15 protein-coding genes are annotated in these 21,802 nt (G+C 56.6%); 4 read left to right on the plus strand and 11 right to left on the minus strand.

Annotation, left to right across the window (positions count from 1 at the left end):
• Window positions 1-7: 7 nt before the first annotated feature.
• The 5 genes from M8T91_RS12580 to M8T91_RS12600 all read right to left on the minus strand — a co-directional run bounded on the left by M8T91_RS12580 (window position 8) and on the right by M8T91_RS12600 (window position 6,328).
• Window positions 8-1,540 carry an inactive transglutaminase family protein gene (locus M8T91_RS12580; RefSeq protein WP_301414510.1) on the minus strand — a complete coding sequence of 511 codons (1,533 nt, stop codon included), beginning with the start codon at window positions 1,538-1,540 and terminating at the stop codon, window positions 8-10.
• 54 nt (window positions 1,541-1,594) lie between these two features.
• Window positions 1,595-2,272 (minus strand): ATP-dependent zinc protease family protein, encoded by a 678-nt coding sequence (locus M8T91_RS12585; protein WP_301414511.1) that lies wholly within the window; start codon window positions 2,270-2,272, stop codon window positions 1,595-1,597.
• 275 nt (window positions 2,273-2,547) lie between these two features.
• Window positions 2,548-2,871, minus strand: a complete 324-nt coding sequence (locus M8T91_RS12590; RefSeq protein WP_301414512.1) for a YqcC family protein — start codon at window positions 2,869-2,871, stop codon at window positions 2,548-2,550.
• Window positions 2,872-2,945: 74 nt separating this feature from the next.
• A complete protein-coding gene (gene dinG / locus M8T91_RS12595; protein WP_301414513.1) occupies window positions 2,946-5,084 on the minus strand; it encodes an ATP-dependent DNA helicase DinG in 2,139 nt (712 codons plus the stop codon).
• 74 nt (window positions 5,085-5,158) lie between these two features.
• Window positions 5,159-6,328, minus strand: a complete 1,170-nt coding sequence (locus tag M8T91_RS12600; RefSeq protein ID WP_301414514.1) for a 1-acyl-sn-glycerol-3-phosphate acyltransferase — start codon at window positions 6,326-6,328, stop codon at window positions 5,159-5,161.
• Window positions 6,329-6,645: 317 nt separating this feature from the next.
• Between M8T91_RS12600 and nhaC the strand changes: the two genes are divergently transcribed.
• The 3 genes from nhaC (at window position 6,646) to pgi (ending at window position 11,936) form a co-directional block, all read left to right on the plus strand.
• Entirely contained in the window at window positions 6,646-8,112 is a 1,467-nt protein-coding gene (gene nhaC / locus M8T91_RS12605; protein WP_301414515.1) for a Na+/H+ antiporter NhaC, read from the plus strand.
• A gap of 20 nt (window positions 8,113-8,132) precedes the next feature.
• A complete protein-coding gene (locus M8T91_RS12610; RefSeq protein ID WP_301414516.1) occupies window positions 8,133-9,173 on the plus strand; it encodes a DUF3549 family protein in 1,041 nt (346 codons plus the stop codon).
• Between the two features lie 1,140 nt (window positions 9,174-10,313).
• Entirely contained in the window at window positions 10,314-11,936 is a 1,623-nt protein-coding gene (pgi, locus tag M8T91_RS12615) for a glucose-6-phosphate isomerase (RefSeq protein WP_301414517.1), read from the plus strand.
• 115 nt (window positions 11,937-12,051) lie between these two features.
• Here the strand turns inward: pgi and M8T91_RS12620 are convergent, their stop codons facing one another.
• The 4 genes from M8T91_RS12620 to sbcB form a co-directional block, all read right to left on the minus strand.
• On the minus strand, window positions 12,052-12,816 hold the full coding sequence (locus M8T91_RS12620; RefSeq protein ID WP_301414518.1) for a slipin family protein: 765 nt from the start codon (window positions 12,814-12,816) through the stop codon (window positions 12,052-12,054).
• Between the two features lie 154 nt (window positions 12,817-12,970).
• Window positions 12,971-14,401 carry an NfeD family protein gene (locus M8T91_RS12625; protein ID WP_301414519.1) on the minus strand — a complete coding sequence of 477 codons (1,431 nt, stop codon included), beginning with the start codon at window positions 14,399-14,401 and terminating at the stop codon, window positions 12,971-12,973.
• A 164-nt stretch (window positions 14,402-14,565) separates the two neighbouring features.
• Window positions 14,566-15,588 (minus strand): aspartate carbamoyltransferase, encoded by a 1,023-nt coding sequence (locus M8T91_RS12630; protein WP_301414521.1) that lies wholly within the window; start codon window positions 15,586-15,588, stop codon window positions 14,566-14,568.
• Window positions 15,589-15,700: 112 nt separating this feature from the next.
• Window positions 15,701-17,152, minus strand: coding sequence for an exodeoxyribonuclease I (gene sbcB, locus M8T91_RS12635; protein WP_436970334.1), 1,452 nt, complete (start codon window positions 17,150-17,152; stop codon window positions 15,701-15,703).
• A 146-nt stretch (window positions 17,153-17,298) separates the two neighbouring features.
• Between sbcB and argS the strand changes: the two genes are divergently transcribed.
• Entirely contained in the window at window positions 17,299-19,035 is a 1,737-nt protein-coding gene (gene argS / locus M8T91_RS12640; RefSeq protein WP_301414523.1) for an arginine--tRNA ligase, read from the plus strand.
• Between the two features lie 163 nt (window positions 19,036-19,198).
• Here argS and M8T91_RS12645 read toward each other — a convergent pair whose 3' ends face one another.
• Entirely contained in the window at window positions 19,199-19,978 is a 780-nt protein-coding gene (locus M8T91_RS12645; protein WP_301414524.1) for a haloacid dehalogenase type II, read from the minus strand.
• A gap of 363 nt (window positions 19,979-20,341) precedes the next feature.
• On the minus strand, window positions 20,342-21,757 hold the full coding sequence (locus M8T91_RS12650; protein ID WP_301414525.1) for a S28 family serine protease: 1,416 nt from the start codon (window positions 21,755-21,757) through the stop codon (window positions 20,342-20,344).
• Between the last annotated feature and the right edge of the window lie 45 nt (window positions 21,758-21,802).

Genomic DNA, 21,802 nt, shown 5'->3' on the forward strand with positions numbered 1-21,802 from the left:
ACCCTCCTCACTTGACCAAAGGCCGGAAACGCATCAATTCACTGAACCGGTAGCCGGTGTAGTTCCCCACAACCAGAATCAAAGCCAGGAGTAACAGCAGCAGTTCGGGGAAATTAAAGGTCCAGTGCTCCACATAGCGGTTGGTCATAACCCACCAGGCCAGAATCGCCACCAGCAAACTGCCACCCGCTTGCACAACCACCTCGTAGGGACCGTCCTCTTCCCATACGATGGACATGCGTTCAATGGTCCAGGCGAGGATAATCATCGGGAAGAAGGTCACCGTCAACGCCTGCTCAATACCCAGTTTGTAACTGATAACACTGATAGCAGCCATAATAATCACCACTGTGACTACTACAGCGGCGATCCTCGACACCAATAGCAGGTTGAGTCGGCTGAGATAAAAGCGCACCCACAACCCCAGGATTAGAATCAGGGTAAAGATCGCAAGGCCCGTCAGCAGTTGGGTTTCAATAAAAGCTATCGCCAGCAGCACCGGCATGAAAGTACCGGATGTGCGCAGCCCGACAAACACCCGCAGCAGTACCACAACCAAGGCGCCCACCGGTACCAGTAGGATCAATTTGAAGATACTCTGCTGCTCGATGGGCAGGCTGTAGATAGAAAAGTCCACCAGGGCTTCCCCATCCCGGCTGGTGCTGCGCATGGAGACATCCCGCGCGGGTACATCGTTGGCAATCACTGAAAAGGTCACCTGGGAATTGTGTCCGCCCTCCAAGTCCAGCAGGCTTTTACCCCCGCGCTGCCAAATGAAGAAATTCTCCGGTACACCGGGCATGCCAGTGGTGGGCTCAAAGACAATCCAGCGCTTGCCGTCATTTGCTTCAAGCAAATCCTCAGGTGCCAGGCGCCGGCGATCATCTTCCAGGTAGAGGCCGCGGATTCGGTGGGCGGGAATATCCGCGGTGGCCAGTATCAACAGGGCCACGTCCACCAGAGAGCTGTCGGCATAATGGCGGAAAATCAGGTTGCGATCCTGGTTGTCCTTGTTGTTGAGTTCTATCAACAGCTGGGTAGTAAAGGATTCCACATCGGAAGAGTGTTCGCGGGCCTGCTCCACCAGGGCATAAATCGCCAGGCGTACCGCTTCCTGCTCGCGTGCACCCAGAAACGGCTTCTGCACTTGTGTGCTGAGATCCAGGGGCTGCGCCAAGGGGGCCCCGGGCCTCTGGTAAACATCGAGCTGGTAAAACAGGGACTGGGAGCCCTCCGCCAAGCGCCGAGACCAGAGAGCCCGGTAGTCGTCGTTTTCCCGGGCGATATAGAAACCGAACCCGGAAGAACTGAAGGTTTCCCCCAGTATTTCCATATTGCGCTGCTCGCGCGGCAATGTCAGTGCCGCTTTGACCGGACCGCCTTCCGCCACGAAACCCACTTTCGCCTCGATAGTCCAGACGGTGCGGTATTCTCCCGGCAACAGTGGAAAACCCAATTCAAAGTGCTTGTAAGCGGTCAGGCCAGCGCCGATCAGCGCGAGCAATACCGCAATAATATAAACCTGGACCCGCGGCGACATTCGCCATTCCCCATAACTCTATGGCTCCAATCGGAACCTCACTGTCTTAGTGGCCTACTTGCCCCCGGATATTCGGGGCTGACCCTGGACATAGCGGCGGCTCACATCGACCACCGCGGCATCTTTGAGGAAATTGCGTCCCAGCAGCATCAACGTATCCGTGCCACCTTCGTCCGTCAGGCTAACCTCTACCATGTGGGTGACATCTCCGACAGTCAGGTGCATCTCCACCACCGGGCGTCGCTGACTGGGAAAACCAATGCGCATCGCACGGATATAGCGCTTGATGGGCAGCTCAACCACACCGGGCTCTGTTTCCCCATCCCCTTGTGGAGGCATCAGTTGAATTCTGACCCAGTCCCGGCCATCGCGCTCGAAGCGGGTCAGAGCCTTAGCACGCAGGGTGGAGGTCGATGATCCTGAATCGACGATAGATTCAACCACCAGTCCGGAGGGCTCCACAGAGACATGTTCCACCGTTCCAAGCACCAACTTGTCCCTGGCAACGGGCACTTCGACTATTTTTTCAACACTTCGTTCGATGATCTTTTCAACAACCTTGGCTTCCGGCTCTGCACAAATCATAGGTACAGGCTCGGAACAGGGCACAATCTCAAGCACCGATTGTGCCGCTGGAGCGCTCTGCGGCTCCTGCTCTGGATACATCAGTGATTTACAGCCCGCCAGCAGCGAGACCGCCAACATCAACCACAGAAGGGAAGATTTCTGCATACCTAACAATTACCTCCAGCCCTGTCGGCATTCCAACCCAACGGGCGGCATGCCCACAATATCCGATATGGCAAGCGGGGGAATGTTCCGTGCGTGCCGGGCAAAAGATGGATATTAGCCTATGAGCGGCGCCAGTGAACAGGGATGTTCCTGAAGCCGGTCCACCCAAGGGTCGCAGTGTGACATACACCCGATCCCCCGCACCCTACCTGAACAGAGCCACAGGGCGCTGCTGGTAAAAGTGGTACCCGCGATGGCACCACATCGATAACCCCTCAGCTGCGTTGCAGACGCCGATCGATGGAATCCAGAATGCCCACCAGGGTCGCAGCATCGCTATTGCCACGGAAAAATTCCTCCGCAATAGGGGCGATACCGCATTGCCGGGGCAGCGGCATCTCCTGTTTGATCAACAATTGCATTCGGGGCAAAAAGACAAACTGCAACCATTGCGGCAAAGTGAGAGTATCCACACAGAAGGGCTCACTACTGGTCAGCGCCTCGGCCGGGGGGGATTCCACCTGCCACTGTCCCAATCGGCGAAGCTCGGCTTCCAACAGCAACAATTGACTGGCAATGTCGGAATAAATTGGTTGCATAGCGCCTGGATCTCCAAACCACCGCTGTTGGAATACCGGGTGAACATCTACCGGCAATAGCGGACAAGAAAATGTTATTCAATGTTGCGGGTAAACGGTGGCAGGGAATCGAGGATCGCCTGGCCGTAACGCTTGGTCACAATGCGCCGGTCCAGCAGGGTCACGGTACCGCTATCCCCCTCGGCACGCAGCAGGCGACCACAGGCCTGTACCAGTTTCAGGGCCGCATCCGGTACTGTAATCTGCAGAAATGCATTGCCCCCCTTGGCTTCGATCCACTCCGCCAGAGCCGCCTCTATCGGATCGTCGGGTACCGCAAAGGGAAGCTTGGCAATAATCACATGGCGACAGTAATCTCCAGGCAGGTCGAGACCCTCGGCGAAACTGGCAAGGCCAAACAGCACACTGCTACCACCGCCATCGATGACCTCGCGGTGGGCGTTCAACAGTTGCCGGCGGGACTTCTGTCCCTGCATCAGGATGCGGCTGCACCAGTTACCCGGTAGCGCTTCACTGACGGTTTCCATTTGCCGGCGCGAGGAAAACAACACCAGTGCGCCACCGGCACCCTTGAGCAACTCGGGAAGTATCTCAATCACCGCACCGGTGTGCAGATCCGCATTGCCCGCATCCACCGCGCGGGCGGGCACCCGCAAGTTGGCGCGGGAGAAATCGAAGGGGCTCGGTACCACCTGATAACTGGCATTCTCCGGAGTGCCGGCGCGCAGGCGCAAGCGATCGAATCTACCCAGTGCCGTGAGCGTGGCGGAGGTGAGCACCGCCCCGTAACAGCGCTGCCACAGGCTCTGCTCAAGGGCCTTTGCGGCCAGAATCGGCGAGCTGCACACTTCATAATCCGTCGAGCCCCCCCAATCCAGCGGGGTTATCCAGCGCGCCCGCGGCAGCGTGCCATCGGTATCGGCGCGCGCGTAGTTGGCCCATAGCAACAGGTTGACCTCAGCGCGCCCGTGCCAGCTGCCCAGTTGTGGGTACCAGCGCTCCAAATCCACCACCGGCACCGGCGAGTGGGCATCTTCCAGCATCCGCTGGACAACCTGCGACATCTTGTTGAGCAGGCTCTCCAATTCGTCAAAGTCCTCGCGCAACTTTTCCGCCAGTTGCATCATGGCATCGGGCACCACGCCGTCCTTGAAGCGGTAGCGAACAGGATTCTCCCGCACGTCTTCGGACACACACAACTCCTCGACCAGAGGCCACATCAACTCCAGCCCCTGCTTGGCGGACGCCAGCACCGCCGGCAGCTGTTCGCCACAGCGATCCAGTTCGGTGCCATCGCCAATCTCACCGAGCATTTGCCCGAGCACCTTGTTGGTCTGATCCAGCCAACCGATGGAGGCACCCAAGCGGCTGTGGTGGGAGAAGTGGTCGAGGGCCTTGTCCGGCAGGTGGTGGGCCTCGTCGAGCACATAAATCGTCTCTTCCGGCGGCGGCAGTATTGCGCCGCCGCCGAGGGCCAGATCCGCCAGCAGCAGGTCGTGGTTGGCGACAATCACCTGGGTCTTGCCCAGGCTCTCCCGCGCGCGGAAAAAGCTGCAATTGGTCACATGGGGGCAGCGGCGGCCGCTGCACTGGCGGTGATCCGTAGTGACCCGGTTCCAGTCCTCAGTTTCAATCGAATCCGGCCAGTTGTCACGATCCCCATCCCAACTGCCAGCGGCCAGGCTATCGGTCATCTGCTGGTAGAGTGCAACACTCTGCGCAGCTACCCCTGGCAACTCATCCTCGTAGAGCCCCAGGGAAAGGCCGGAGCCAGCAGCGGAAAAACTGGAGAGCAGCTGGTCCAGCTTGGACAGACACAGGTAGCGACTGCGCCCCTTGGCCAGGGTAAATTCGAAATTGAGCCCGCTGTGGCGTGCAACCTCCGGCAGATCCTTGTCAATAATCTGCTCCTGCAGCGCCACCGTCGCCGTGGAGACCACCAGGGTTTTCTGCCGGGCCTGGGCCAGGGGGATAGCCGCAAGCAGGTAGGACACCGTCTTGCCGGTGCCGGTGCCGGCCTCCACCACACAAATATGCTCGCCATCGGTTTTTTCTCTGTCCCGTTCGCCACTGGTATTTTGGATAATACCGCCGAGCGTGCGGGCGATGGCCGCCACCATCAGCTTCTGCCCGTAACGGGGCCTGTGCCCACGGCCGCACAGAAACTGGCTGTAGGCCCCTTGAATCGCGCTTTTGAGTGTATCGCTAAGCACAGGGAATGGTATCTATTCGCTAATGATTGGGCAGGGAGCGCTATTATCCACTAACCGCCCTACCCCACCAACTGTCACTCAAAGGCGAGGCGCGAAACCACCGGATTCGCATAGGCTTGAATTGCCTTGTCGCGCCAGCGCTCGTCGATCTTCCGCATACGCGCCTCGAACGCCTCCCGCATCCCTGTATGCGCCTGCGGTTCCCAGGGTTTGGAAGGATAGCCTACCGGCAGTCCCGCTACCGAGCCGTAAATAAGCTCGTAGGCAATCAGATTGGTGGGGTGAAGGATGTAATTGCCCACGATCTGCCGGTCGATCTCCTCGGCCAGGCTGTTCACATCGTGAAAATCCCCCTCGATCGGAGTGCCGAAGGCTGTGTGTACATGCCCTTTGTGACCGACAACCCCTTTGGCAATAGATGTCAGATCCTCGTTTTTGGCCTTTCTGTACTCGTCTTTATGCTCTGTAATATAGAGTTCTTTCGCCTTCTGGCCATCACAGGGGTCCCACTCATAGGAAATCGACAGCGGCACGATATGCAACTTTCTCCAGAAATCGGCGAATGGGGTGTCCCGATCCTTGGTCATCGCAAACATGGCCGCAAGCGCCGGGTTGGTGCGGTCCAATCCGTCCTTGGCGCGCCCGGCGCGCTGGGCAATCCACACGTGTTCGTTGTCATTGACGATGGAGTGATAGATATAGTTGGACAGCTTGGTCGCCGCCGCCAGTTTCTGGCGACGACTGCCCGAGCTGCGCTGTACCGTGAAGCACTTATTGAGCTTCATAATGTCCGTCGCAAACTGCTTGGTCAGCAGGTTGTCACCAATCGCAATACGGGAGGTTTGGTGTCCTTCTTTGAACATGGCCACTATGGCGAACGCGGGGTCCATGGCGATATCCCGGTGGTTACTCACAAACAAACAGGCGCGATTGCGGGGAAGTCTGTCCAGCCCGGAAATGCTCAGACCGGCAGTGGTGCGGTTGACGATTTTATCGATGTACTTCTCGACGATTTCCTGCACGCCGCGCACATCCTTCACGTTGCGCAACTCAAAGCGCAGAAACTGGCGCACCAGCCAGGCCAGCGGGCCTTCCAGCCGCGCCAGTTTGGGAACGAGAAAGTGCGCAACGGTGTGTGACATCTCCGGATCGGCGATCAATCTGTCCAGTACAGCGCGCACTTCATCGTCCCGATAGGGGCGCATATCCTCGAATTGAGCGGGGTCTAGCTCACTTGCTCTCATGAAATCACTACCTGCCCGACCTGCCTGCGGGGTCCTGGCTCATTATGTCTTGCGGCCACCGGGTGGCCGGGATTAGTTGGCGCAGAACATACCGGAAGCATCGCCGAACTGCTAGCACCACAACCGACCCGGTGCCTGATCAGGGTGATATTTCCCCGCCACCATGACTCGGGCAAGGGGGTTCTCTGCCGCCCAATGCCATTCAAAGTAGACTTCACCGCCCCAAGCCGTAAAAATAGGGGGTTCAACCGTCACCCACGGTGAAAACAACGATAACGAATGACGGCACCAGCCTCGCAGTCAAGCAGGAGTACACCTTGTCTCAAGCCAGTCCCAATTCCGAGCCGCGCACCCCCAGCCTGCTGGATGCAGTGATTCCCCTGGGGGTCCTGATCGCCCTCTTGTCCCTGTCCGTTTACCTTTACGGCGCCGACTCCTCTTACGGACCCAACCAGATCGCCCTGCTGCTGTGTGCCGGCGTGGTCGCGCTGATGGGCATGAAAAACGGGCACAGTTGGAGTGACATGGAAGGGGGCATGCTGCATGGCATCGGCCTGGTATTCGGCGCAATCCTGATTCTGCTGGCGGTGGGCGCCCTGATCGGCAGCTGGATTCTTGCCGGTACCGTACCCTCCATGATCTATTACGGGGTACAGATACTCTCACCCCAGTGGTTCTACGCTGCCAGCTGCATAATCTGCGCAGTGGTTGGACTCAGTATCGGCTCCAGTTGGACCACCGCCGGCACTCTCGGGGTTGCCCTGATGGGGATCGCCGGGGCCCTGGGCCTGTCTCCAGAAGTGACCGCCGGCGCGGTTATCTCCGGAGCCTACTTCGGCGACAAGATGTCGCCGCTGTCCGACACCACCAACGTCGCCGCAGCAGTTACCTCCAACGACCTGTTCCGGCATATCCGCCATATGATGTCCACTACCATCCCGGCATTTGTGATTGCCCTTGCGGTATTCGCCTTTATCGGCTTGACTGCCGGAGCCGGCAAGGCTTCCGCCACCGATATCGAGTTGCTGCTGGCCGCTTTGGGAACCGAATTCAATATTTCCCTCATCAGCCTGTTGCCGCTGGTGCTGTTACTGGGCATGGCCTGGCGCAAGGTACCCGCCTATCCGACGCTGATCGTCGGCGCCCTGGTGGGTTGTATTATCGCGCTGATTTTCGAGCCGGAAAGTGCCCGCCGCCTGGGCGGTGGTGAAGGTGCCCTGGCCTCCCTGAAAGGCATCTGGTACAGCCTGTTCGATGGTTATAAATCCACCTCCAGCAACGAAAACGTGGCGGACCTGCTGTCCAAGGGCGGCATGAGCAGCATGCTAAACACCGTGTGGCTGATCATTTCCGCTATGGCCTTTGGCGGCGCCATGGAACGTGCCGGATTCCTGCAGGTACTGATCAACTGGACTCTGTCACATGTGAAAACCCTGGGAGGGCTGGTGACCGCCACCGTGCTGACCTGCTTTGGCATGAATGCCGCGGCCGGTGACCAGTATATGGCGATCATAATCCCCGGCCGCATGTTCCGCGACGCCTTTGCCGAAAAGGGGCTGCACGGGCTGAACCTGTCGCGCACCCTGGAGGACTCGGGCACCATCACCTCGGTGCTGATCCCCTGGAATACCTGCGGGGCCTATATGGCCGCCACACTGGGCATCGCCACTATTGAATACCTGCCCTATGCCCTTTTTAACATCATTTGCCCATTGCTGGCGATCGCCTACGGCTGGCTGCACTTCAAGCAGATGCCAATCTCGATGACGGCCAGCGCCTCCTGAACAATGCACAGCGATTACCCGTGAAAGCCCCGGGCACCCTCACCGCCCTGATTGAAGGGGCCGGTTTCCAATTGCACTGGTTCGACCTGGGCCGGCGTCTGCAGGCATTGTCCGAGTCCGCTGCCGAGGCATTTGAGGCGGGGCGGGCACCCTGGCCCCACCCCTACCTGCGCCAGGCCTGGACCGGCCTGTTAATGCGACCGGTAGCGGGTGGTGAAGCCGCTGTCTGGTTTCTGCGTTTCCCTCTGGATGAACAGGGCAAACTGCAACTCGCGGCACGGGACCACCTGTTACACGCAATGACCCTGGAACTCAACTGCGGCATCCAATGCGAAGCGGCGGAGCAGTTGGACCAGTTGCTGAAACGCAGCGGGCTCCTGTACACCCCCTCCATGGAGCGCCGGGCAGTATTTCATGCCCGAACGGGGATGTTGCTAAAAAGACCGGCAAGCGCACACTACGGGCCGGTCCTCGACTATATCCGCGCACCAAAAGTCTGCCGCTGGGACACTCTGGCGTTACAGGGGATTGCCGATTTGGCGGTGCGCTGGAAGAAGGAAAAAGCGTTGCTGCTGCCCCAGATCGCCCGCATTGCCTCCCCGGTATTTATCCACCTCTGTGTATGTCTAGAAAATGAGAGGATCGATCACCGGCTGGCAGAAACCATCAAAACCCGTGCTGTATCCACCCTGCACAGCGATACCCCGGACTGCGCGGTGATTACCGCTGCCGTACGCGCCTGTTCCCACTCGCCGGCAAAAGCGTTGCGGCACGCATTGCTTCTGCAACTGCTGCAAGACCCCAGCACCGCTCAAAGTGTCCAGTTGCTTGCCACCATTGGCAGTTGCTGTGTAACAGACCTGGAAAACCCCGCGCTGGCCAGACTCTGGTTAAACGCACTGGCGCATACGGAAAATCAGGAAACCTTCAACCGGTTGCTCTCAGACTTGCTGTTTATACCGCAAGTGCGGGCATCTTTACTGACGGTTTTGCGCGATCCGGGACGAAATGCACTGCTGGCACAGACATTTGGCCGTTTTCTGCACGGCTCCCCCCAATGAAAAGATCGCGGGTTTTCTATGGCCCCGACCGCAAGCCCGTATAGCTGCAAGCCATCCAGCAACCCACCGCACCTGGCACACAGGCTGACTTGCGGTCAAACCGATACTGAGATCCACTATCGAACATCCATAAGCCACTCGCCCTTCGAGCCCAAGCCGTTACAAATCCAAAAGCCGGATCGTCAGGCACTTTCAATTGGCCCGGCAACTTGAAAGTGTGAACAATACCCATGACTTTCAAACGGTAAAAAAATCCGACATCACGGGCAAAAAATAAATTCCAATGCCAAAAAAAGGGAAAAAACCGGTTTTTTCCGCACCAAAGCGCAATAAACTGGCACAGCTTTTTTCCAGACTTTGCCCCTGGCAGCTATTTAAACCCTGCGCCTATTACACTTCATCAGACGGTATCTTTGTAGAGCATTTTACAAAGCTGACCAACAGATGACGTTTTATTGGCTATGCTAATGGCTAACATCAACGGAAAGGAGTTAGGGGATGAATTTCACTCCAGCCAAGTACTTAATCGGAATTATCAGTGCACTGGTTCTGGCAGGTTGCTGTAGCCCACCGGCACCTCCAGCTTACTGCCCTCCGGGCGCTGAACAAATTCCTCTTTCAATGGCCTGCCCTGCAGATGCTGACTGCTGGATGGCTTCAGACAGAGTACGCTGCATGAAAGTGGTGAAGTAAGATCACTTTCAAGCAGAACCAGTGTGGTGATTCATACTAAATACGGTTTTGGCCTTAACGGGGCGCTTTGATACACAGGCCCCGCAAGCACTATTTAGTATGAATCACCGCCAGATGCCGCTTTCTCAAGCGGCATTTGTCTTTTGAGCAAACCACTCTTATTACCCCAGCCAGCAAACGGACCGTCAGGATAATGCCATACCGGCACGCGCTGCTACAGGCTGACATGGGCTTTTGGCTTTAAAGCCATTTCGCACCGTTGCGCAGATATTTTATAGGCGACAATCGCGGGTGCCATCTTCTGTAATATACTGTAGCCTCTCAGGCCCTGTACCGGCCCGGGAAGTGCGTTAGCATTGGCGCCCCTTTTAAGAAACAACCCCTACAGTTTTTGCCGGCTTGATATCCGCGATAAGAAACCGCTGACAGAGTTAACCACCCATTGCCATGACAAGTGAAAGCCTGGCGCTGAATCGCGCCACAGACATACGACAGTTGCGATCCCATTACGAACAACACAAGTGGTCCCTGCGCAAGCTTTTCTCCACCGACCCAGACCGCGCTGCACACTTTAGCCTGGAAGCTGCAGGGATCTACCTGGACTACAGTAAAAACCATTTGCGCAGGGATACTCTGCAACTATTGCTGGATTACGCCGCAGACCAGCAGTTAAACGATCAAATCGCCGCGCTGCTCAGTGGAGCCATTGTCAACAATACCGAGCATCGTCCGGCCCTGCACACCGCCCTGCGCTTTCAGGGGCAGCCGCAAACCGAACACGAGCGCGCCGTGGAGGATTGCCGCACACAAATGCGACAGTTCTCCGAGAGCATCCACCAGCAAACCTGGCGGGGTTTTAACGGCAACCCCATTCGCCATATTGTCCATATCGGCATCGGCGGCTCCGATCTCGGCCCGCGCATGGTGGTGGAGGCGCTGCACCCGTGGCACAAAGCGCATCTCCAGGTACATTTTGTGGCGAATATTGACGGTGCCGATCTGGACGATACCCTCGTGAATCTGCACCCACAGGAAACCCTGTTTATTGTGGCCTCGAAGTCTTTTTCCACCCTGGAAACCCGCGAGAATGCCCTGTCCGCGCGCCGCTGGATTCTGGCCGGTGGCTGCACCGAAAAGCAACTCGCCAAACACTTTGTTGCGGTGAGCAGCAATGTGGTTGCCGCCCAGGATTTCGGGATCGCTCCCGAGAATATTTTTCCCATGTGGAGCTGGGTAGGCGGGCGTTATTCGCTCTGGTCCGCGATCGGACTGCCGATCGTATTGGCCTGCGGTTACGAGGTCTTCGAGCAGTTACTGCAGGGCGCTCACGCAATGGACCAGCACTTTGCCACCACGCCACTGAAACACAATCTGCCGGTGGTCATGGCACTTGTCCACTTCTGGTACCGCCAGTGCTGGCACACGGGCAGCCAGGTGGTGCTTCCCTATGCACAGCGACTGGCCAGGTTCCCCGCCTGGCTGCAGCAGCTGGACATGGAGAGCCTGGGTAAAAGTGTGGATAGAAGCGGGCGGGCTCTGGACTACCCCAGCGGGAGCGTGATCTGGGGCACAGAGGGCAGCAACGGACAGCACTCCTTCCACCAGTTGCTGCATCAGGGGACCGATCTGATCCCCGCGGATTTTATTGCCGTCAAGGCTCCAACCTCGCAATTGCACGCGCAACACCGCTGGCTGCTGGCCTGTTGTATCAGCCAGAGCCAGGCCCTCTTGCAAGGGAAGTCCCTGCACCAGGCCCGCCAGGAACTGGAGGAGGCCGGTTATACCCACCGCGAGGCCCACGCCCTGGCGCCCCACAAGGTGATTCCGGGCAACCGCCCCAGCAACACCCTGATTCTGGAAAAGTTGGACCCCCACCACCTGGGAGCCCTGCTGGCGCTTTACGAGCACAAGGTCTATGTGGGCGGCTGCCTGCTGGGTATCAATCCCTTTGATCAGTGGGGGGTGGAACTGGGCAAACAACTGAGCTCAAAAATCCACAGTGCCGCCGGTGGCGCGGTGCCCGAGGACTGGGACAGTTCAACCCGCAGCCTGATGGAAAAGCTGTTGTAAGCAGGTTTTACCGATCCAAAAGATACAAAAAAAGCCGTAGGTGGAATACGGCTTCCTGAATCCAAGCTCTTTCGTACCGGGCCACCCGGTACGTGAAGACTGCAGGTTGACCGCACTAAGTGCCGGACGCCCTCCCGCGTTTCAAAAGCGGTTCAATCAGATCCAGCGGCAGGGGGAACACCAGTGTGGAACTGTTGTTCGCCCCGGCAATATCGATCATGGTCTGCATATAGCGCAGGGTAATCGCATTGGCATTCTTAGACAGTTGATCGGCCGCTTCGGTGAGTTTCAGCGCGGCCTGGGCCTCCCCTTCCGCATGGATGACCTTGGCCCGCCGCGCGCGCTCGGCCTCTGCCTGCTGGGCTATCGCGCGCACCATGCTTTCATCGAGATCAATATGCTTGATCTCCACATTGGTGACCTTAACCCCCCAGGCATCTGTCTGCTCATCCAGAATATTCTGTATATCCACATTCAGCTTGTCCCGTTCGGACAGCATTTCATCCAGTTCGTGTTTGCCCAGCACCGAACGCAGGGTTGTCTGAGACAGCTGGCTTACCGCTTCGTGATAGTACTCCACATTGATAATGGCAGACTGCGGATTGATCACCCGGTAGTACACCACAGCATTCACTTTCACCGAAACGTTATCGCGACTGATGACATCCTGGGTGGGCACATCCATCACCACAGTGCGCAAATCCACCCGCTCCATGGTCTGGATAATGGGGATAATAATGATCAGGCCCGGCCCCTTGACCGTTTGGAAACGACCGAGAAAAAACACCACTGCCCGTTCATACTCCCGCAAAATGCGGATGGCATACATCAACAGCAGTACCACTGCCAATGCCAGCAGCCCAATAAAATAGCTGACCATTTTATATCTCCCTATGTTTTCTCATCGAACTCAGCAGACACCAACGGACAGACCGCAACCAGGCGCCTCTCTATGGAACCGGCGCGCCATTCACTATCCCATTGCCGCTCTTATGGGAAGACTTGCCCGCCGAATCTCTACTACAGAAAATTGTCTAACAGGCTTCCACAGACAGCAGTAAACCCTGTTGGGCGATAACGCGCACCTGCTGACCGGGCACCAGGCTATCCTCACTCTTTGCCCGCCAAATTTCCCCATCCAGATGCACGAGGATTTCCAACGGCTGCACATCACTGACCACCGCTGTGCGCCCCACCAGTGCCTGCTCTATGGGAACCCGCGGTTTGCGCAGACTCCTGCGCACCGCCATTAAAAAAATCAGCAGAAACAGCCCGCTCACGCCGGCAATCGCACCAATCAGCTTGCGGGACACCTGCATGCCCGGCACATCGGTGTCAATCAACATGACAGAACCAATCACCAACGCAATGACCCCGCCTATACCCAGGGCGCCAAAACTCGGCATAAAGAGCTCCGCCACAATCAGCAGAGCCCCGACAATGATCAATGCCAGGCCAGCGTAGTTCACCGGCAATACCTGCAGGGCATAAAATGCCAACAACAGGCAGATGACCCCGACAATGCCCGGTACAAAGGCACCGGGACTGTAGCCCTCAAAAATCAGGCCATAGATACCGATCAACAGCAGGATATAGGCCACTTGTGGATTGGTAATCAGCGCCAGCAACTCATTGCGCCAGTCCGGTTCATAGCTTTCAATAGGCAGTTCGGCCACATCAGAGGAAATCGTCTCCTCTCCGGCATCGAGCAGTACTGTGCGCCCTGCAATCTGCTGCAACAAATCCTGATCGTTCTTGGCCACAATATCGATCACATGCATTTCCAGTGCCTCAGGGGCAGTCAGGGTCGCCGCCTCGCGCACAGCTTTCTCCGCCCAATCGGCGTTGCGCCCGTGGCGCTGCGCCAGACCCCGGATAAAGGCCACGGAATCATTGATCACCTTGCGCTCCATGGCAGTGCCGCTCAGCGGCTTCTCCTCCTTGTCCCCCTCACTGTCTTCGCCGTTTTCCCGCTCCTTTTCCTTCTCCTGTGGTTGTTCACGCTCCGCGGGTTTCCCACCCGGAGTGGGTGTTCCCGGAGGCCCACCGATCTGCACCGGCGTTGCAGCTCCCAGGGTGGTGGCCGGGGCCATCGCTGCGATTTGGCTGGCATAGAGGATATAGGTACCGGCACTGGCAGCGCGCGCGCCGGAGGGGTACACATAGGTGGCAACAGGGATCGGGGAGGAGAGGATATGCTGGATAATATCGCGGGAAGCGGCATCGAGACCGCCCGGGGTATCGATATGTACAAGAATAAGTTGCGCGCCGCGCGCCTGTGCCTCCTCCGTCGCGCGTGTAAAGTAATCGGTGGTGGCGGGGCCTATAGCGCCGCTGATTGACATCAGGGCAACGTGGGGAAAGGGTTCCTCCTGAGCGCTACTTCCGGCAACCAATAGAGCGAGAAACAGCGCCAGGGTGGCGACACTGCGCAAGAATACCGCAGGCGAAATCTGGTGCAACATGCAGCTTCCCCGGATGCGATTGCGCAGGCGGCCCGGCCGGCACAGGCAGCACCGGCGCGGAAGGGCTGCGCTTGACCCCTGCCACAACAACCAAAGCCCGTTGAAGTCGGGCCCATGTCATCAGGTTAACAGAAATACGCGATAGAATCCGGAAACAAATTCCGTTACGGTAATACTGGATTGCGGCGACTGTGCCAGCGCACTTCGTGGGCGTATTGGTGTACCTTGCCTTCCACCCCCAGAAGCAATGCAAACAGCGCCATGCGTACCAACAGGCCATTATCCGTCTGGCGAAAAATGGCCAGGCTCGGATGCTCGTTCAAATCGGTATCCAGCTCATTGGCCTCGGCGCGGGAATCCCGTGGCAGCGGATGCATAATAACCGTGTTGGGCTGCGCGAAGCGGGTGAAAATTTCCCGGTTCAGGCGGAAGCGGCCGCGGTAGAGGTTGGCCTCCGCCTGGGAGGCGAAGCGTTCCTCCTGAATGCGGGTGGAATAAACGATATTCACATCTGCTATGGAAGTCTCCAACTGGTCGGTTACCGTCACCCGATGACCAGCGGCACACAATTTTTCCACCACCGCTTCCGGCATCGCCAGCTCCGGTGGCGACACCAGCACCACCCGCACCTTGCCAAACAGACACAACAGCTTGCACAGGGAGTGCACGGTGCGGCCGTGCTTGAGATCGCCGATCATGGCGATTCGGAAATCGTCCAAAGTGCGGGTCTGTGCAGCCAGCTCTTTGCGGATGGTATAGAGATCCAGCAGTGCCTGGGTCGGGTGTTCATTGGCACCGTCGCCACCGTTGACCACCGGCACCCGGCTCGCAGCGGCAAACTCCGCCACAGAGCCCGCTTGCGGATGGCGCATGCAGATCACATCGCTGTAACCTGACAACACCCGCGCCGTATCGTATAGGGATTCCCCCTTGGCCATGGCACTGGCGGTAATGCCCACGGTTTCACGCACGGTACCGCCGAGCAGGTTAAAGGCAGCACCGAAGCTGAGCCGGGTGCGGGTGCTCGGCTCCATAAACATATTGCCGAGGATCGCCCCCTCCAGTACCCGGGTCACTTTTTCACGGCGGGCATAGGGGTTCATAGCGTCGGCCACATCGAAAACGCGCTCTATATCGGCGCGCTCGAACTGGCTGACGGAGAGAATATTGGCTCCGATAAAGTCCATGATGACTCCGTGGGTTGTGCCTTGTGGGCGCCAAATTATTGCGAGCGGGATTTTACTCAGGCACCGTCACAGAGCCCAGCCCGGAAACAGCCTCTGGCGGAAATCAACCCCTTCAAGCCAACAGGTTATCGCCCCAGTTCTCCAGTTCAGCGATCAGCGCAGCCCGCTCCGGATACTGCGCGCGCAACTCGCTGAGCTGGCGGAAGTAGGTCTCCAGCGTAATGGAAGCCCCCGCAGCGGGTTCGGTCAGGCGCCGGAAGCACCATATCTGCCAGCGCTGCTGCTCCTGGTCGGACAAGGTCTCCGGGAAGTTGCGCGCACGCAGACGGAACAACAATTCCGGCAGGCGCTGATCGCTGAAGGGCACCTCGCCGGCCAGAGCCGCCGGCCCGCGCTCAGCGAGGTTGCGATGCAGCTCGCGGCACAGATCCCGGTCGGCATCACTGAGGAATCCGCTGTAGAGAGCCCCCTCGACATCGCGCTCGGGGAAATGTTGAGCGAGATACACTTTGTGCAGTTTTTTTGTGAGATCGACATTGCGCAGCTTTTGCCAGTTGGCCTCGCAGGCGGTGCGGTCAATACCCAACTCCCCTGCACGCTTGTCACTGAGCATATTCGCCGGGGCCACTACCGGGCACTTGTTCAGGTGGATCAGCTTGAGCCCCACCGGCAGCTCGCCCTCGCCAAGCTGGTCACGGGCAGTGTAAAGCCGCTCCCCCAGCGCGTCCGCATCCAGGTTAAACAGCGGCTCCGGGTCCATGGCCAGGTTGGCGGCAATAATGGCATTGCGGTTCACCGGATGACTGGCCAGCGGCATCACATAGGTCAAATGGCCATGGCTGGCGGAAACCTTACCGGAGATATGCAGCAGCGGGCGGCGCTCGCGCATATCAATCAACTTGCTCACCGCCTGCTTGCGGCGCAGGCGGAAGACATAATCATACAGTTTGGGCTGCTGCTTGCGCACCAGCCGCGCCAAATCAATAGTGGCGTGGACATCCGACAGGGCATCGTGGGCGCCCTCATGGGCAATACCATTGGCAGCCGTCAGCTCCTGCAGGCGAAAAGACGGCGCGCCGTCCTCCCGGTTTGGCCACTGGATACCCTCCGGGCGCAGGGCATAGGTAAGGCGCACCATATCGATAATATCCCAGCGACTGTTGCCGCAGCGCCACTCGCGCTCATAGGGATCGAGCAGGTTGCGATACAGCGTGTAGCGGGTGACTTCGTCATCAAAACGCAAGCTGTTGTAACCCACACCGCAAGTACCCGGGGCGCCCAGCTCGGCGAGAATGCGCTGGATAAAATCAATTTCCGGCACCCCCTTGGCCAGCGCGCTCTGGGGGCTGATGCCGGTAACCAGACTGGCTGCGGGCTGCGGCAGGCAGTCCGCCGCAGGGCGGCAGTACAGCATCAGCGGCTCGCCGACAATCGTGAGTGCTTCGTCGGTTCGGATACCGGCAAACTGCGCCGGCTTGTCCACACTCGGGTCTGTGCCCCAGGTTTCATAATCGTGCCAGTAAAGAGTGCTTGAACTCACGCTACCTCCATCATTTGGCGGCATCATACCATCCACTGCCACAGCATCTGGACACCTGTATCGAGATTTGGCTGATAGACGGCCACCATCCCCCGCAAGCATTGGTTGCAAAGCCGCCAGCGCCGATTAAAATTCGGCGTTTCCCCGAATGTAAGACAGCGTTTCCCCCTATGAATATTCGCCAACGCCTCTCCGATCAATTCCAGGCCGCCATGATCGCCGCCGGTATTCCCGAAGACTGCGGCCCCGTCGTGGCACCTGCGAAGAAAGCCGGATTTGGCGACTACCAGGCCAACGGTGCCATGGCCGCCGCCAAGCGCATGGGCACCAACCCCCGCGAGCTGGCCAGCAGGATCCTTGAGCAGCTGGACAAGGGGGAGATGATTGAGAGGGTCGAGATCGCCGGCCCCGGTTTTATGAACATTCACCTGAGTGAGCCGTGGCTGGGTCGGCAACTGGCTATTGCCAAAGGGGATAAGCGCCTGAATATCGCCCCGGTGGCAGAACCAAGGACCGTGGTGATCGACTATTCCAGCCCCAACCTGGCCAAGGAAATGCATGTGGGCCACCTGCGCACCACGATTATTGGTGATGCCCTGGCGCGCCTGCTGGAATTCCAGGGTCACACAGTGATTCGACAGAACCATATGGGCGACTGGGGCACCCAGTTCGGCATGTTGCTGGCGCATCTGTCCGACAAGCTGGCCGATAGCAATGCGGAAGTGGCGCTGGCCGACCTGGAGGTTTTCTACCGGGAAGCCAAGGTGCGCTTTGACGACGAGGAAGGCTTCGCCGACCGCGCGCGCGATTATGTGGTGCAACTGCAAGGCGGCGACGAACAGTGCCTGAAGCTGTGGAAACAGTTTATCACTGTCTCCATCAGCCACTGCGAGGACATCTACTCCAGGCTGAATGTCACCCTCAAACACAGAGACATTTACGCTGAGAGCGAGTACAACGACGACCTGCCGGTACTGGTGAAAGAACTGCTGGATAACGGCATCGCCGTGGAAGATCAGGGCGCCATCGTGGTATTTTTGGAAGAGATGGCCGATAAAGAGGGCAACCCCAGCCCGATGATAATCCAGAAAAAAGGCGGCGGTTACCTGTACGCCACCACCGACCTGGCCGCCATCCGCTACCGCGCCAACCAGCTCAAGGCCGATCGCATGCTCTACGTGGTGGATGCGCGCCAGTCCCTGCACTTGCAACAGGCGTTCACCGCTTCGCGCAAAGCGGGTTTTGTGGCGGAATCCGTTGCCCTGGAGCACTGCACATTCGGCACCATGATGGGCAACGACGGCAAGCCGTTTAAAACCCGTACCGGCGGCACGGTAAAACTGGCAGCCCTGCTGGACGAAGCGGTGGAGCGTGCGGAAAAGCTGGTGGCCGGGAAAAACCCCCAGTTGGATGCAAACACCTGTGCAGAGATCGCCCGCAAGGTAGGTATCGGCGCGGTGAAATATGCCGACCTGAGCAAGACTCGCACCAACGACTACCTCTTCAACTGGGAATCCATGCTCAGCTTCGAGGGCAACACCGCCCCCTACCTGCAATATGCTTATACCCGTGTGCGCAGTATTTTCCGCAAAGCCGGTATTGCGCCAAGCGAGCTGCAGGGCGAAATCCTGCTGGAAACAGCGGAAGAACGCGCCCTGGGCATCAAACTGGCCCAGTTTGGTGAAGTGCTGGACCAGGTGGCCAAAGACACCTTCCCGCACGTGTTGTGTACCTACCTGTACGAGCTGGCCAGTACCTATATGCGCTTCTACGAAGCCTGTCCGGTGCTGAAAGAAGGCGTGGGCGAAAAACACCGGCAAAGCCGCCTGCAGTTATGTGCACTGGTAGCCCGCACCATCGCTACCGGTCTTGACCTGCTTGGTATTGAAGTGATGGAGCAGATGTAGTTGTCTCTGCCAGGCTCCAGTGCCAAAAACCTATTGCGGGGCAGGAGCTAAACCAACTCTTCATCGGCTCATTGGTAGTAATTAACGACCGGGCTAATAGGTGCAAATCAACAACTTTGGCATACAGAGTTTCTCGAGAGGCAATTGCATAAAAATTACACTATTAATTTTTTCCGGGTATGCCGACAATACTTATCATCTCTTGCAAATTTTTAACAACATGGTCGGGCTTTGACATAAATGGATACAGTGGCTTACCTGGGCGGGCGACAAAAACCGTTTGCAGACCCACATTCTTTGCCCCCATCAAATCCCAGGCGTGCGCCGCCACCATCATGGCCTCTGCGGGCTGCACACCAAGGTCCTTCAGTACCAGTCGATACGTATCGGGATGGGGTTTGTACTTCCGTATGGCTTCCACACTGTAGCTTTTGTCAAAAAAATCACTCAGTCCGGCATGTTTGAGCTGCTTTTCCACCCCCTTGAAAGAGGAGTTTGTCAGGCTGACGATCTTGTAGTCCCCCTTTGACAAAGTCGCCAAGCCAGGCGCAACATCCGCATGTGGTGGCAGTGAGCCCAGCGGCGTGACGATGGCATTTTTGGCTTGTGCATAGGTGAGCTTAATACCCTGTGTTTCAGCGACCATCATTAGTGCGGCAGTACCGATTTCACCAAAGTCGTGATATGTATCACTGAGGGTTTCCACTAGTGAATAATGCAGCATGGTTGTAAACCACAGCGGCAGCAGATCTTCGCGTTCCCCTAAAATTTTAGCAACAGATCGCCTGACAGGCTCGAGATCCAAAAGCGTTTCATTAACATCAAAAATAATCACCTTTGGCTTGGTTGTGATACCGGTTGCAAGAGATTGAGCGGGAATTACATAGGCTGTCATAGAAAAAATCACCCACAACATTGTGTAATAGAACTTCCAGTTCACCACAAGGCACCTCCGGCATCGGTTGAAAATCTTCACAGGTATTGATAACTCTGAATCATAGCTTTGTCTCCTCAACGCTTATTGTTTACTTCTGATATATTTTCGATTGTTCAATCACATCGCCGAATGTGACAGCGTAGTGGAACCATGCGCCACAGGATTGGCATTACCATCTGCCGATATCGATCTGCGTAAAGGCGGCAGGCATGTCACCCGCATAGAAGTGTATGACAATTCCGAAAGCGGTACATGAACCGCATCCTTTCTAGGAGGCATGTAGTTCATAAACCGCTTACGCGACGCAGCCCCTATTGAGCGGGTTTCAGACCCACAGATTCCGCCGAGGCCCCGCTTTTATATAAAAGATTAACGCTCTAATGGAAGCACAGGCAGTGCTGTTTCGTTAACTGACAGTCTAGGACGCACTGTTATTTCTAGCTCAGTTGGCTCTAATCCTACCCACTCGCGAAGTATATTGGTAGCTATTAGCCTGTCTTCTTCACTTAAAAAAGAGATGCGCGAAAGATTATGGTGCCCCTGGAACACATCAAATCGATATACCTCTTTTTCTTCTGCATCCATGGGCAACGGGTAGGCGGCAGCGCTAAAAGGATCAAAGTCAGCGTAAACGTACATAACGCGTTCAGCCTGGAAACGTGCCCAAATATCCATCATAGACATTGGCCACCAATCGTGGTTTGGCACATTGACACCCGCAGGGGCATAGACCAAGTAATCCTCTGGGTTATATTCGAGTAAGCCCGATAATGGATTGAGCAACAGGCTGGGATACCCAAGCTGAGTTAGCAGTTGCCAATAGTATGGTTCATTGCTGGAAAGGCCTTCATCCATATAGCTCTCAAAGCCCACTTTTGCATCTAAATGCGCAATAGCATCCTCCGCACTAACTCCGACAGCAGGAATGGTTTCGCACCCTGTAGAAGGATTACTAAATTGCCAAAAGATAAAATTATACTCACCTACAACATGTTCCAATGCCTGGTTTGTGCCTCCTGGCCAGCGATTAGCTGTGTATTTGCCATCTATGTAATTATCTAGTGCGCTTAACATTTCTATGCGGCGTGATAGAATATCGCGTTGAAAATCTATAATTTTGCTACGGCACTCTTCTGTACCCACCTCGCTTAGAAATATATCATGGCGAGCATCTCCCCTACCAAACATTAAAGGTGCCGCTAAAGCTACAGTGGCTTGAACATCGTTTGGATAGAAATTTCTGTAGTACGTAGAGGTCATACCACCTTTACTGTAGCCAAAAGAAATCCACTGGCCGCTATATAGCTCTTTTAACCTCTCAACGATAGTATGTATGTCGTTTGCGGCCTGTTTAATGGTCAACTTAGACCAGTCCAATGGATCGGCAGGCTTGGAAGTACCAAAATATCGATGCTCTACATCAATAAAGTTACCTTCGATCAAAGCGGTGGGTTCAATCGGGAAATATTTGAATGGCGAAGAGTCTGCATAAAGAGCATAACCACGGGTTCTTAAAGCCATAGGCGCATCAAATGAACGATGGATAATTCGTATCCGCTGTTCGAACTGCTTGCCCAAAGGGTGCAAATGATCGACTGGCTGCTCTAACATCAACGTAAAGCACTGTGCTTCGTAGGTCACATACTGGCCGCAAGGGTCTTCACTAGCACTTTTTATTCCTCTAATAGATTCAAATTTTTCTAACACCGTTGTATCTGCCCCGTGAGATAGTGACACCTCGGACATCAATACAATAGTGCCCACAATTTTTGACCATGTTTTCATTTTATTCTTCCTGAGTTTGAAGGGTTAGGGAGAACAGACACCATA

This window comes from Microbulbifer sp. MI-G, assembly GCF_030440425.1.
GTDB classification, from domain to species: Bacteria; Pseudomonadota; Gammaproteobacteria; order Pseudomonadales; family Cellvibrionaceae; genus Microbulbifer; species Microbulbifer spongiae.